This window comes from Chitinophaga sp. (assembly GCF_035761305.1).
Classification (GTDB): domain Bacteria; phylum Bacteroidota; class Bacteroidia; order Chitinophagales; family Chitinophagaceae; genus Chitinophaga.
Genome location: NZ_DASTRI010000048.1, coordinates 1 through 14,144, shown reverse-complemented (window position 1 = coordinate 14,144; position 14,144 = coordinate 1). Strand labels below are relative to the sequence as shown.

Here is a 14,144-nt window from a genome sequence, read left to right as displayed (position 1 = left end):
CATCTCCCCGGAAAAAGAAAAAAAAACCTGCGGTATTGGGCGCTGTTATATCGCTCGGCAACTGTTTAGATTTGACTGATAAAAAATGGATTGACCTGGTTAGAATATCTTACGAAACTTTTAAAGAAACTGCTGAATTGGAAGGCAGTGAACTGCCGGTAAACACTAATCCTCCAAACAACAAAAAATCAAAAGACCTTGTTATTAGAAAGGTAGATTGTGCTGTTATGAAAATATTTATAAGGTAATAATAAAGAAAGCCGCGCAAAGAAACATCATGGCACTGATTAGTTCCAGGCGCTATTTCCCCAACTTCCTCCTTACCCAATTCTTCGTTTTCTTAAAAATATCCTCTTTACGGGGTTTCGGTTTACCGTCGTGTGTTAACTTGTTTTCGTAATGCGTTTGCAGCGCTTTTGCATATGCCTGCTCTTCCTCATTGCCCTTTTGCAGCATGGCAATATAAGGCAGCACATCATCAGAGAGCATTGCATTCCATGACACAGTAAAGTATTCGCTGCGCACAGCCCCGGGCCGGTTATTATTGATGGCTGGCTTTCCGTTTTCAGCGAAAAGGTCTGCGTGGTGTATGGGAGCATTCAGCTTTTTCAGCCTTTTGGTGCCTTTTCTTTCATTTCTCCAGGGATGCTCGTTTTCAGGCAGCTGGGTAATTAAAAAATCCTTTCTCCAGAGTGTAACCTGGTGCGACATCAGGAAGTCGGAGGCTGCATTATCTACCACCGTCACATTAAATCCTTCAATAAAAATATCTGTTTCCTTTGTTTTATATACCTCAGAGCTATGCAGCTTCACCTGGTTCCATTTATGTTGTTGGGCCAGCGCTATCAGCTGTTGTATGAACTTACCGTTCACCGGTTTATCCAGCCACATATCTTCCTGGAAGTAAAGCACATATTCTTCTTTAATAGCTTTCTGCAGTAATGTCCGCAGCCGGTCAGACCATTCGCCTTTCCCTGAACGGATGTTGGTAAACCCCCGAACAGCACAGGGTATTTCCTCTGTAGCAAAGTAATAGTTGCAGGGCGCACTATCATCCCAGTAGCGGGAGAAAAAATATCCAAACCCTTTATACAGGAATTCATAGCGGTCGCAGGCATGCACCAGCAGGGCAGCATTGGTGGTAGGAGTGTTCATCAATAATAATTGCGATGCCGAAGTTACTGTTTTCCGAATATTTTCTATTAAATAGATGGCGGCTGTATTGCTTGTTAACTAACGGGCGTTCCGTGTTATCCGTTAAACCGGCGGTGGTATTACAGCTGCACCCAACCGGTTTGCCCGCCGTAGCTAATAAACCGGAAACTGCCCTGCTGTCCTAACAGGCTGATATCCGCACCTGCCGGCACCGTTGCTTTTACTGCCGCCAAAGTATCGGGCGCATCTAATAATCGTATGATCGTTGACGTTACCTCTTTTTTATAAGGACGGGCAGATACGGCTTTACTGTTTACAAAACCTTCCAGGCTGTCGGGCAGCACCACTTTATACCAGCCGCCGGCAGCTGCAGTTACCCGCATAACCTGGTTAGCCGGCAGCTGCGCCGGTGCGCTGCCTTTTTCAAGAGATACATGCAGCGCAGTGCGGCCGGCGCTGTGCACGGTTTGCTGCAGCAGTCCGGTATCGGCGGTAACTGCGGCTGGTGCGGCCCCGCCGGTTTTTACAAAAGGCAGCGGATCAATGGCGCCATGGCCGGTATAAATGCCAAAATGCAGGTGGGTAGGCGTGTTACGGGCATTGCCGGTGTTGCCCATCAGGCCAAGGGTATCGCCGGTGCTTACCTGCTGCCCTGTTGTTACCAGCACACTGTCAAGATGGGCGTAATACAGGCTGTAAGCCTTACCTGCCGGCTGCAGGAATATTACCTTGCCGCCCAGGTTATTCGGCTGTGTGCTGCTGATAAAGCCACTGGCTGCTGCAACCACCGGTGTTCTGAACTTGCCAAAAATATCAATGCCCTCATGATGGCGACCGCCTGCGTCGCGGCTGTCGCCCCAGAAGCTGCCAATGTGTGGCGGCCGGTTGCCGGGAACGGGAAAGGCCAGGGAAGGCCGGGTAGTAATAGTAACGGCATACCCGCCCTGCTGCAGCAGCTCCGGCTGCAGGCGTAAAATAAAACGGCCATCCTTTTCCACTTCGTATTGCAGGTGCAGCAGGTTGGTATCTGCTGCTGTTAGCAGTGTGGGTTGCGCATTTCCGGTTGCGGGCTGCCACAGGTCGGCAAAAAGTGTTAAGCCGGTTAATGACCGGGTAGTGATTTCGATATTCAGCTGTTCGCCGCGGCGCGCTGTAAAAAGATAGCCGGCAGCGTCGGGTTTTTCTGCTGCAAAGTAACCGGTTTCTTTATACGGCAGGGTTACCGTTAACGGGCGTGTAAGCGCTTTTTGCGCGGCTGCAAACCACAGGCTGCCCAGGGCGCTGCCTGCCAGGCCGGCATCTTTAATACTGCCGGCATATTGCTCATGCGCTGTTTTCTTTGCAAACAGGCCCCCATGTGGGGTGGTGCAGGCAGCCATATACAGGGCAATGCAGGTGAGGGCTATTGCCGTTATTGATTTATGGCGGGCAGTCAGGTAAGTCATGTATGCTTATTTGCAGGTAAGCATACAATTGTTAAGCCAGGAGAGCGGCCGGAAAGAATGTAAAATCATAAATATAAAATCTAAAATGTAAAAGCAAATCCGGATAACGCAATACAGTACCGGGTTTCGTGGCATTTTACTTTTACATTTAGCATTTAAAATTTTACATTTTACATTCCCTTTGGTTTGCTAATGTTTATAAAAGCTATCCGGTACAGGCATTGCCGCGCCGTTGCCTTTGCCGTACTTCAGCCTTAGTGAAAAGCCGCCGCCGCCTTCAATAAAATCCAGCTTAAAAGGGTGCAGCCCTTTCTCTAAAGCCACCTGTCCTGATTTCTCAATGGGCGCATGCTGTCCGTCGTTGTTCACTATTTCTTTATCACCAATGGTTAATACGCCGCCATCATCGCACAGGAAATAAAAGCTGTACACGCCGGTTTCAGGTACATCAATATAGCCGCTGTACTGTAACCCAAAGGTGGGCGCGTTAATAGCGGCAGGTACTGCCAGGTTGGGCGCAACAAACTGGCTGTCGGGCTGCAGGCCTTTCATGCCGCGGGTGTTCAGGAAGTATTTTTTATAATAGCTGCAATGCAGTCCTTCCTTTATATCGCCCGCTGCTACAGCGGGCTGATAGGCTTCTTTTGCATAGTGCAGCGTATAAATATCGCCGCGGTTGCCGCCGGCGGTAAAGGCCGCCAGCTTAATAGTTTCCGGTTCTTTGATCACCAGCGGTTTGTCCAGCGCAGGAGCTGTAAGCGTGGGCAAACTGCCATCTGTAGTATAGTGCAGCGTAAGGCCGGGCAGCGGCTTTTTTATATCCAGCACCGCCTGGTCAACAAATACATTTTGCGCGGTAAAGCCCGAAAGGTCCGGCAGGCGGTAATGTACGTGCAATGCCTCCAGCCTTTTATACTGGGCGGGCAGGCGCTGTTCAAAAGAAGCAAAGTCGGGCTGCTGGCTCCATACCCTTTCTGCCAGCGCCAGCATACGCGGAAAGTATAAATAATCGGCGCGGTTTTCAGAAGGCACATGCTCTGACCACAGGTTGGCCTGTGCGCCAATGATAAACTGCCCCTGTGCTTTGTTCAGCTTTTCCGGCACCACATTAAAATGGTAAATGTTGGAAAGTGAATTTGCATCCGGCGGGTTATCAAAGTACAGCGGGTTGCCGGGGCTCATGATCACATGGTTACCGTTGCGGGCAGCTTTTATGGGTGCATCCGGCACCCAGCTGCGCCAGTACATCACATTAGCCGTGGGGCTGATGCCGCCTTCCAGTATCTCATCCCAACCTATGAGCTTACGGCCTTTTGACTGGAAAAACCGCTCCATGCGTTTTACAAAATAGCTTTGCAGCTCGGCTGCATCCTTCAATCCTTCGCGCTGCATCAGCGCGGTGCAGGCGCTGCTTTTCTCCCATGTTTTGCGGTCTACTTCATCGGCGCCCAGGTGAATGTATTCGGAAGGGAAGAGGTGCATGATTTCTGTAAAAACATTTTCTGCAAAGGTGTAGGTGCTTTCATTGCAGGGGCATATGGGGGTGGAGAACAGCTCGCCCCAGTGGCTGCCGCCTTCGCAGGAAAGGTAGGGAAATGCATGAATGGCGGCCATCATATGCCCGGGCATGTCTATCTCCGGAATAATATCAATGTAGCGCGCGGCCGCATACTTTACCAGGTCTTTAATATCTTCCTGTGTATAAAAGCCACCATACAGCGTTTTACCATTGCGGTGAATAATGTGCATAGTATCAAGCGCCATATCCGGGTTTTCCTTAGCTATGCGCATGCAGGAAGAGTCGTTTTTATCAAAGGTGCGCCACGCGCCCTGTGCTGTCAGCGCGGGATATTGTTTGATCTCTATGCGCCAGCCCTGGTCGTCTGTTAAATGCAGGTGCAGCTTGTTCATCTTGTACAGGGCCATAAGGTCCATCAGCTTTTTCAGGTATTGCACGCTGAAGAAGTGGCGGGCTACATCCAGGTGAATGCCGCGCCATGCAAAGGCGGGAGCATCTGTAATTTCCAGCGCAGGCAGCAGTACCTGCTGCAGCGCAGGGGATCTCTTTTCCACAGCCGGCGGTAACAGCTGCCGCAGCGTTTCTACAGCGCGGAACATGCCTGCCGGCGTACCGGCCTGCAAGGTTATTTTGTCCGGGGTGATGGTAAGGTGATAGCCTTCTGCAGCTGTAATGGTTTCATCATGCAGCAGCGCTACCTGTGCAGATGCCTGTGCGGCAGTCATTTTCAACGGCGCTCCGAAAGCCTGCTGCATCAGCTGCTGCAGCAAAGCCACCGCCGGCGCATATTCGGCATCTGTAGTAATGATGGTGCGTGGTGTAAGCTTAAACCCGCCGCTGCCGGCCTGCAGTGAGGCGGGATAAGGTATTAATGGATAGCGTGCGCCCGTTTGCGCGTTAACGTTTATCGCATGCAGTAAAATGGCCGCCAGTAGCAGCAGCCGGCAAAAAGAACGTTTCATTGTCCCACCGTATTTTATTCCAGGTAATAGTGCTCAAGGCATGCTGCCGTGAGAAGGCGTTAAAATTATCAATTCTGCGATGAATATAAAAGGGCTGCAGCAATTATTACATGTACGGCGCAGCGGGCTGGCACAGTGTTGGGGCCAACTGAAACTATGGAAAACAACATGGGCAAACGGGGCGTAAGCCGCCCGGTGATGAAACAGCATGGGCATAATGATATGGCCATGACTGCGGAGCAAAGAGCGCAAATGCTGCACATGCATCATGCACAAACATTATGGATTTACTGGCTGATCATTATATTGGGTTGCTGGGTAATACTTTCTCCTTTAACGTTCGACTACCTTAAAAATGCGGTGCAGCCCAGCGGGGGCCGGCAGGTGTGGCTTCACCTGCAAGCACGCGCCACGGTGATGAAGTGGAGCGATATTATTACCGGCATCGTGATAGTGATATTAGGTTACCGCTCGCTTACGCCCAACCGGCCCGTAAGCATATGGCTGTGCTGCGGGGCCGGCGTGTGGCTGAGCATGGCGCCGCTTGTGTTTTGGTGCCCTTCTGCAGTAGGTTACCTCAACGATACCCTCGTGGGAGCGCTAATCATTGCGCTCACGGTATTAATACCCGGCATGCCCAATATGATCATGTATATGGAGATGGGCCCTGACCAGCCGCCCGGCTGGAGCTATAATCCTTCCAGCTGGCCGCAGCGCTGGATCATGATCGTTACCGGCTTCCTGGGCTGGATTGTTTCGCGTTACCTGGCGGCCTACCAGCTGGGTTATCTTGCTGACCCTTATGATCCTTTCTTTGGCAACAGCACCGTACATGTATTGAACTCTGCCATGTCGCAGTCCCTGCCGGTATCAGATGCGGGCTTGGGCTCCTTTGCCTACACTTTTGAATTCCTGATGGGATGGATGGGCAGCAGCGCGCGCTGGCGCACCATGCCCTGGATGGTAACGTTTTTTGGCATACTGGTTATCCCGCTTGGGCTGGTACATATTTTCCTGGTTATATCGCAGCCGCTTACCGTGGGCTACTGGTGCACCTTTTGCCTGCTGGCAGCCGCTATTATGCTGCCTATGATACCATTGGAAGTAGATGAAGTAATAGCCATGGTGCAGTTCATGATCATTAAGAAAAAACAGGGGCATTCCTTCTGGAAGATATTCTGGAAAGGCGGCGGTATTGACAACGGTACAATGGATAAGCGTTCGCCGGATATCGGCCATTTTCCCAAAGCGCGCGGCCCTGTGTTCATTGCTTCGCTTTGGGGCATGAGCTTCCCGTGGTCGCTGGTATTATCCATGTGCATTGGTATAGCGCTAATGTTTTCGCCGGCGGTTTTTGGCGTGACCATTAAAACACCGCCTGCCATGCTGCATCATTTACTGGGCGCGCTGATGGTGGTGGTTGCTGTGATCAGCATGGGCGAAGTATTGCGCGCAGGCCGTTACCTGAACTTATTATTGGGGTTAGCGCTGGCGGTATTAGTGTGGGTGGTAAAAGATGTACCTGTTGGCATGGCCGTTAGCAGCACGCTGGCAGCATTGATCATCATGCTGCTTGCCTTGCCCAGGGGTGTTATTAAACAACAGTTTGGCAGCTGGGATAAATATATTGTGTAGCAGCAGCATGAACAGTATTGCCCATGAGGCTGCACACAGCAAAGACTGCACTGTGTTGGCATGATTATAACGATAATAATTACCGGCATACAGCTCCTTCACACGTTAACCATTTAAAATGCTTTATACATGAGTCAGCAAGTAAGTGATTTTTTGATCTCGCGCATTAAGGAATGGGGCATTTCACGTATTTACGGTTTCCCCGGTGATGGTATTAATGGTTTAATGGGCGCTTTAAACCGTGCAAAAGACAATGTTGATTTCATACAGGTGCGGCATGAGGAAATGGCTGCTTTTATGGCCTGCGCGCATGCCAAATTCACTGGTGAAGTAGGTATTTGTATGGCTACTTCAGGCCCGGGCGCCATTCATCTGCTAAACGGGTTATATGATGCAAAAATGGACCATCAGCCCGTGGTGGCTATTGTTGGCCAGCAGGCCAGGATGGCCATGGGCGGCAGCTATCAGCAGGAAGTAGACCTGCTTTCATTGTATAAGGATGTTGCGCATGAATACGTGCACATGATCACAGAACCGGCGCAGGCGCGGCATGTAATAGACCGCGCCATCCGCATTGCAAAGGCAGAGCGTACCGTTACCTGCGTAATTATTCCCAATGACGTACAGGAGCTGGATGCTGTTGAAAAGCCGCCTCACATACATGGCAGCATACATTCCGGTACCGGCCATGGCACGTTGCACAGCGTACCGCCTATGCCGGAGCTGCAGCGCGCAGCAGACATACTGAATGAAGGTAAGAAAGTAGCCATACTGGTGGGCGCAGGCGCATTGCATGCGGCAGATGAAGTAATGGAAATTGCGGAGCTGCTGGGTGCAGGTGTGGCAAAAGCCTTGCTGGGCAGGGCGGCGCTGCCGGATGACCTGCCTTATGTAACCGGCTCTATCGGCCTGCTGGGCACCAAACCCAGCTGGGATATGATGATGGATTGCGACACGCTGCTGATGATAGGCAGCAGCTTCCCCTACTCTGAATTTTTACCGGAAGAAGGACAGGCCAAAGGCGTGCAGATAGATATTGACAGCAAGATGCTGAGCATACGCTATCCCATGGATGTAAACCTGGTGGGCGACAGCAGGCTTACCTTAAAAGGATTGATACCACTGATCAAACGCAAGGAAGACCGCGACTGGCGCAATACAATTGAAGCCAACATCCGGGACTGGTGGAAGATTATTGAAGCTAAAGCCATGAACGCCGCCAAGCCGGTGAACCCGCAGCGCGTGTTCTGGGAGCTTTCGCCTCGCCTGCCGGAGAATTGTATTCTTAGCGCCGACTCAGGCTCCTCCGCCAACTGGTTTGCCCGCGATCTTAAAATACGCAGGGGAATGATGGCCTCTCTTTCCGGCAACCTGGCTACCATGTGCCCGGGTGTGCCTTACGCCATTGCGGCAAAATTTGCTTTCCCCGACCGTGTGTCTATAGCGCTGGTGGGCGATGGCGCCATGCAGATGCTGGGCATTAACGGCATGATCACCATTGCCAAATACTGGCAGCGCTGGGCCGATCCGCGCCTGGTAATACTGGTGCTGAACAATGGTGATCTGAACCAGGTAACATGGGAGCAGCGCATAATGGTAGGCGACCCGGAATTCACTGCATCGCAGGATGTACCGGATTTCCCCTATGCAAAATATGCAGAGCTGCTTGGGCTTAAAGGCATAAAGGTAGAAGATCCCGAACAGCTGGGCGCTGCCTGGGATGCAGTATTATCGGCAGACAGGCCCGCAGTGCTGGAAGTGGTGGTAGACCCCGATGTGCCTACTATTCCTCCGCATATCACATTCAAGGAAATGGTCAATTTCTCCAAAATGCTGCTGAAAGGCGATGCGCATGAAGGCGGCGTAATTAAACAAACTTTTAAAGATGCGGTAGAAAGCCTGTTGCCGCATAAGCATTAATGAAAATAACAACGGTCACGGATAATATTACTGCGCTGCAGGTGCAGGCGTACACCATACCAACCGATTACCCGGAGTCTGACGGTACGCTGCAATGGGACCATACCACCCTGGTGCTGGTGGAGTTGCAGGCGCAGGGTAGAACAGGAACAGGTTATACGTATGCGAATGCGGCCACCGCTGCTTTCATTCACAGCACCCTGCGCCCGTTGCTGATCGGGCAGCACCCGCAGCAAACGGCCCGTTTGTATGAAAGCATGTGCGCCGCCATCCGCAACGAAGGCAACTGCGGCATGGCCCGTATGGCCCTTTCTGCAGTGGATAATGCGCTGTGGGACCTGAAGGCGCAGCTGCTGGATATGCCGCTATGCCGCCTGTTAGGCCAGGTGCGCGATGAGGCGCTTTTGTACGGCAGCGGCGGTTTTACCTCTTACCCCCAACAGCGGCTGGCAGCGCAGCTGGGCGCATGGGCGCAGCAAGGCTTTACAGCAGTTAAAATGAAGATAGGGCGCGATGCGGCAAAGGATGTGCAGCGCGTAAGTACTGCACGGCATGCTATTGGTGATAAACTGCAACTGTTTGTGGATGCCAACGGGGCATATACTACACGGCAGTCTTTAGCGCAGATAAAAAAATTCAGCGAGTATAATATCAGCTGGTTTGAAGAGCCGGTGTCATCCGGCAACCTGGAAGGACTGCGGTTTGTAAGGGAACATACAACCGAAGCAATCAACATAGCAGCCGGCGAATATGCCTACACGCCGGTTGACTTTTTAAACATGCTGCAGCACCAGGCAGTGGATGTGCTGCAGGCAGATGTTACCCGCTGCGGGGGCATTACCGGTTTTTTAAAAGCTGCTGCCCTGTGCGATACTTTTGAGGTACCGCTTTCCTTTCACTGCGCACCCGCGCAGCATTTACATGTGGCCCTGGCCGTACCGCGTTTTTACATAGGTGAATATTTCCACGACCATGCCCGCATTGAGCAGCTGCTTTTTGATAACGTACCCCTTCCTGAAAACGGAGCATTAAAGCCCGATCTGTCGGTGAACGGCGCCGGGCTCATTTTTAAACACCGGGATGCCGTGCAATACAAGGTGTCCTGACAGAACGCTTAAAGCAATGACTACAGCAGTACCTGTTGCCGCATCGGCTATTGATGTGGTATTATTAGAAACGGCTTTACGCAACGCCATTGTCGGCGAAGTAAGATTTGACCATGGCACCCGCGCCGCTTATGCTACAGATGCTTCCAACTACCGGCAGCTGCCCATAGGTGTAGTAGTACCTACTTCTAAAAAAGATATTATTAATACGGTGGAGATCTGCAGGAAATTCGGCGCGCCCATACTGGCACGTGGCGGCGGCACCAGCCTGGCAGGCCAGTGCTGCAATGTGGCAGTGGTAATGGATATGTCAAAGTATTACAATGCCGTGCTGGATATTGATGAAGCAAACAAGCTGATAAAAGTGCAGCCGGGCATTGTGCTGGACACCATGCGGGGCGCCGCGGAAGAAGTGGGCCTCACATTTGGTCCGGACCCCGCCACGCACGACCACTGCACCATTGGCGGCATGATGGGCAATAACTCCTGCGGCGTACATTCTGTGATGTCGTACTTTGAAGGCTATGGCGCGCGCGTGTCCGATAATACGGAACGGCTTACCCTGCTTACCTACGACGGCTTTATTATGGAAGTGGGCCCTACCACCGAAGCCCAGCTGGAGCAATACATACAGGAAGGCGGCCGCAAGGGAGCAATATACCGCGGGCTAAAAGCCATACGCGATAAATACGCAGACCTGATACGGGAACGCTTTCCTAAAATACCACGGCGCGTTTCGGGTTACAACCTGGATGAACTGCTGCCGGAAAAAGGCTTTAATGTAGCCCGTGCATTAGTAGGTTCAGAAGGCACCTGCGTGGTTATACTGGACGCCACTTTAAAGCTGATGCATACGCCGCAGGCCCGCAGCCTGCTGGTACTGGGCTATCCGGATATTTATGCCGCCGGCCATCATGTGCCCGCCATTTTGCAGCATAAGCCCATTGCCCTGGAAGGCATAGATGATATGCTCATAGACTTTATGCGGAAAAAGGGGCTGGAGCTGGAAGATATTGCCATGCTGCCGGACGGCAACGGCTGGCTGCTGGTGGAGTTTGGCGGCGCCAACAAGGAAGAGTCGGATGCAAAGGCTGAAAAGCTGATGCAGGCGCTGAAGAAGGAAGACCAGCCTCCCTCCATGCATTTGTATGATGATCCTGAAAAAGAAAGCAGGCTGTGGGAAGTGCGCGAGTCCGGCTTAGGGGCTACTGCCTTTGTACCGGGCGTGGAAGATGCCTGGCCTGGCTGGGAAGATTCTGCCATACACCCGGATGCTGTTGGCGATTACCTGAAAGACCTGCGTAACCTGTTCAATAAATACGGCTACAAAGCTTCGCTGTACGGCCACTTCGGGCAGGGCTGCATACACTGCCGCATTACCTTTGACCTGGTTACCAGGCATGGCATTGAAAAATACAAGCAGTTCACGCACGATGCTGCGCAGCTGGTGATCCGCTATGGCGGCTCCCTGTCAGGTGAGCATGGCGATGGGCAGGCCCGCGCCGATCTGCTGGAAATGATGTACGGTAAAGAGCTGATGCAGGCCTTTCACGAGTTTAAAGAAGTGTGGGACCCCCAATGGAAAATGAACCCCGGCAAGGTAATAGAGCCCTACGGGCAAACTGCCAACCTGCGGCTGGGCAGCAATTACAACCCGCCTTCACCTGAAACGCATTTTCATTTCCCGGAAGACGGCGGCGACTTTGCACATGCCACCCTGCGCTGCGTAGGTGTAGGCAAATGCCGCCGGCATGAGGGCGGCACCATGTGCCCCAGCTATATGGTTACGCGGGAAGAGGAGCACTCCACGCGCGGCCGCACGCATTTGCTGTTTGAAATGCTGCGCGGAGAAGAGATAAAAACAGGCTGGAAAAGCAGGGAGGTAAAAGAAGCGCTGGACCTGTGCCTTGCCTGTAAAGGCTGTAAAGGCGATTGCCCGGTGAATGTGGATATGGCTACTTATAAATCCGAGTTTCTTTCCCATTACTATGAGAAGAAATTAAGGCCCCGCGCCGCCTATGCTTTCGGGTGGATATACTGGTGGGCCAGGCTGGCATCTAAAATGCCGGAGCTGGTGAACTTTCTTACCCAAAACCCCATCACCGGCCGGTTATTCAAGCTGGTTGCCGGCGTAGCGCCGCAGCGCCGTATTCCAAAATTTGCCACGCTCACTTTCCGCGACTGGTTTAAACAGCATGCAAAAACAAAAGGCGGCAAAGGCCGCGTGATCCTGTGGGCCGATACGTTCAACAACTTTTTTTTACCGGAAACACTGGTAGCTGCCACAGAGGTGCTGGAAGCAGCAGGCTTTGAAGTAACCGTACCCAAACAAATGCTGTGCTGCGGCCGCCCGCTGTATGACTTTGGCATGCTGAACACGGCAAAAAAAATGCTGCATGATATTATGGACTCCCTGCAAAACAGCATACGGGCCGAGATACCTATAGTAGGGCTGGAGCCCAGCTGTGTAGCGGTTTTCCGGGATGAGCTGGTTAACCTGTACCCGTACCGGGAAGACGCTAAACGGCTACAGCAGCAGGTGTACACGCTGGCAGAGTTCCTGGAGAAAAAAGCGCCGGACTTTAAGGTGCCCGAGCTGCAGGCCAAAGCGCTGGTGCACGGCCACTGCCACCACAAGGCTATTATGAAAATGGATTGCGATACTGCGGTAATGGATAAAATGAAGCTGCATTATGAGGTGATGGATGCCGGCTGCTGCGGCATGGCCGGCTATTTTGGCTATGAGGCAGGCCGCCCGTATGAGGTAGGCAAGGCGGCAGGCGAGCGGGTGCTGCTGCCTGCCGTAAGAAAGGCGGGAAAAGACACGGTAATAATAGCAGATGGCTTTAGCTGCCGCGAGCAGATAGAACAGGGCACTCCCCGGAAAGGATTGCACCTGGCGCAGGTATTGCAAATGGGGCTGCACAGCGAGCCGGCCTCCCTGTACATGCCGGAAAATAAATACGTAGACCGTAAAAAGCTGAAAGGCGATGGCAAAGGCACCCGTACCGCCCTGGTGGTATTGGCTGCGGCAGCAGGGCTGGCGGCCGCCTGCCTGATGGCTACACGAAAAAAATAACAGCACTTTGACAGGTACATTGGTATACATACTTGCATCACAAACCATTTTTGATGCGGCTACTCCTGAGGCAGACCGCATCCGGCACCTTACCAACGGGTTTATAATTGCAGCTTCCGCCATGCTGTTGCTGGTAATAGCGCTTACCGCTTACATGTGCATTCAATACAGGGCCAGGCCCGGACAGCCGGAGCCCCCGCAGGTGCATGTTAACCGCCAGGTGGAGATGTGGATGGTGGGTATACCGCTGCTGATGGTGATCGGTTTCTTTTTCTGGTCGGTGCGCACCATGAGCGCCATACTGCCCGATAACGGATCGCAGCCGCCGGATGTAATTATAACCGGGCACCAGTGGTGGTGGGAGGCTACTTACCCCGGGAAGCATGTAACTACCGCCAATGAGATACACGTGCCTGCCGGTAAAAAGCTGCTGCTGCAGCTCACCAGCGCCGATGTAATACATGACTGGTGGGTGCCTGCGCTGGGCGGTAAAATGGATATGTTGCCCGGAAAGCGCACGCATTTATGGCTAACCATACGGCAGCCGGGCGTTTATGAAGGCGCCTGCAGCGAATTTTGCGGACAGCAGCATGCCTGGATGCGCATAAAGGTAATCGCGCATACGCTGCCGGACTATAACCGCTGGCTGCAGCAGCATGCAGCGCCGGCAGCCGCACCGCAAAGCGCATTGGCGGCGCGCGGGGCCAGGATATTCATGGAAAGCACCTGCAGCAGCTGCCACCGTATAAAAGGCACTGCTGCAAACGGTATGGCGGGGCCCGACCTTACGCACTTTGCGGCGCGGCAAACCATGCTGGCAGGAATGTTGCCGAATGATACCGTGCATGTATACCAGTTCATATCTGATCCGCAAACAGTAAAGCCAGGTGCGCATATGCCACGCTTTATTTTTGAACCGGATAGCCTGCGGGCGCTCACTGCTTATTTAACGCAATTAAAATAGCCAATGAATACAACCATCCGCTTGCCGGAACCGGAACAGGCGCTGCCCGGCGTTAGCATTAATAACAACCAGGGACTGCTGCAATGGCTGGCTGCCGTGGATCATAAGCAGCTGGGCGTGCTTTACCTGTGGCTGTCCGTGCTGTTCCTGCTGGCAGGGGGTATTGAAATACTGCTGGTGCGGGTGCAGCTGTTTACGCCCAACAATACTTTCCTGCATCCCGAAACCTATAACCAGCTGTTTACCATGCACGGCACCACCATGATATTTTTTGTGCTTACGCCGGCTATACTCGGCTTTTCCGTATACCTGGTACCGTTAATGGTGGGTGCTAATGATATGGCTTTTCCGCGGATGAA

At 52.5% G+C, this 14,144-nt stretch carries 10 protein-coding genes; 7 read left to right on the top strand and 3 right to left on the bottom strand.

The annotated features are described in order from the left end of the window. On the top strand, positions 1 to 248 hold a 248-nt coding region (locus VFS25_RS04700), incomplete at its 5' end, for a hypothetical protein (RefSeq protein WP_326460964.1). Between the two features lie 52 nt (positions 249 to 300). Here the strand turns inward: VFS25_RS04700 and VFS25_RS04695 are convergent. The 3 genes from VFS25_RS04695 to VFS25_RS04685 all read right to left on the bottom strand — a co-directional run bounded on the left by VFS25_RS04695 (position 301) and on the right by VFS25_RS04685 (position 5,081). Further along, entirely contained in the window at positions 301 to 1,155 is an 855-nt protein-coding gene (locus VFS25_RS04695) for a hypothetical protein (RefSeq protein WP_326460963.1), read from the bottom strand. A gap of 119 nt (positions 1,156 to 1,274) precedes the next feature. Continuing rightward, positions 1,275 to 2,600 (bottom strand): peptidoglycan DD-metalloendopeptidase family protein, encoded by a 1,326-nt coding sequence (locus VFS25_RS04690; RefSeq protein WP_326460962.1) that lies wholly within the window; start codon positions 2,598 to 2,600, stop codon positions 1,275 to 1,277. Positions 2,601 to 2,789: 189 nt separating this feature from the next. Next, complete coding sequence (locus tag VFS25_RS04685; RefSeq protein ID WP_326460961.1) at positions 2,790 to 5,081, bottom strand: family 20 glycosylhydrolase; 2,292 nt, start codon at positions 5,079 to 5,081, stop codon at positions 2,790 to 2,792. Positions 5,082 to 5,237: 156 nt separating this feature from the next. Here VFS25_RS04685 and VFS25_RS04680 point away from each other — a divergent pair, with 156 nt between their 5' ends. The 6 genes from VFS25_RS04680 to VFS25_RS04655 form a co-directional block, all read left to right on the top strand. Further along, a complete protein-coding gene (locus VFS25_RS04680) occupies positions 5,238 to 6,716 on the top strand; it encodes a vitamin K epoxide reductase family protein (RefSeq protein ID WP_326460960.1) in 1,479 nt (492 codons plus the stop codon). A 129-nt stretch (positions 6,717 to 6,845) separates the two neighbouring features. Beyond that, positions 6,846 to 8,636 (top strand): thiamine pyrophosphate-requiring protein, encoded by a 1,791-nt coding sequence (locus tag VFS25_RS04675; RefSeq protein ID WP_326460959.1) that lies wholly within the window; start codon positions 6,846 to 6,848, stop codon positions 8,634 to 8,636. After that, positions 8,636 to 9,742, top strand: coding sequence for an enolase C-terminal domain-like protein (locus VFS25_RS04670; RefSeq protein WP_326460958.1), 1,107 nt, complete (start codon positions 8,636 to 8,638; stop codon positions 9,740 to 9,742). Before VFS25_RS04675 ends, VFS25_RS04670 begins: the two co-directional genes overlap by 1 nt. A 16-nt stretch (positions 9,743 to 9,758) precedes the next feature. Next, positions 9,759 to 12,821, top strand: a complete 3,063-nt coding sequence (locus tag VFS25_RS04665) for an FAD-binding and (Fe-S)-binding domain-containing protein (RefSeq protein ID WP_326460957.1) — start codon at positions 9,759 to 9,761, stop codon at positions 12,819 to 12,821. 7 nt (positions 12,822 to 12,828) lie between these two features. Then, on the top strand, positions 12,829 to 13,785 hold the full coding sequence (gene coxB, locus VFS25_RS04660; protein ID WP_326460956.1) for a cytochrome c oxidase subunit II: 957 nt from the start codon (positions 12,829 to 12,831) through the stop codon (positions 13,783 to 13,785). A 3-nt stretch (positions 13,786 to 13,788) separates the two neighbouring features. Next, positions 13,789 to 14,144 (top strand): cbb3-type cytochrome c oxidase subunit I (locus VFS25_RS04655; RefSeq protein ID WP_326460955.1); only part of this gene is annotated, 356 nt, incomplete at its 3' end.

What these genes read in the sequence shown, in the direction of transcription:
- VFS25_RS04685 (WP_326460961.1), bottom strand. Translation starts at nt 5,081, where the DNA reads ATGAAACGTTCTTTTTGCCGGCTGCTGCTACTGGCGGCCATTTTACTG.
- VFS25_RS04695 (WP_326460963.1), bottom strand. Translation starts at nt 1,155, where the DNA reads ATGAACACTCCTACCACCAATGCTGCCCTGCTGGTGCATGCCTGCGAC.
- VFS25_RS04670 (WP_326460958.1), top strand. Translation starts at nt 8,636, where the DNA reads ATGAAAATAACAACGGTCACGGATAATATTACTGCGCTGCAGGTGCAG.
- VFS25_RS04675 (WP_326460959.1), top strand. Translation starts at nt 6,846, where the DNA reads ATGAGTCAGCAAGTAAGTGATTTTTTGATCTCGCGCATTAAGGAATGG.
- VFS25_RS04665 (WP_326460957.1), top strand. Translation starts at nt 9,759, where the DNA reads ATGACTACAGCAGTACCTGTTGCCGCATCGGCTATTGATGTGGTATTA.
- VFS25_RS04680 (WP_326460960.1), top strand. Translation starts at nt 5,238, where the DNA reads ATGGAAAACAACATGGGCAAACGGGGCGTAAGCCGCCCGGTGATGAAA.
- VFS25_RS04690 (WP_326460962.1), bottom strand. Translation starts at nt 2,600, where the DNA reads ATGACTTACCTGACTGCCCGCCATAAATCAATAACGGCAATAGCCCTC.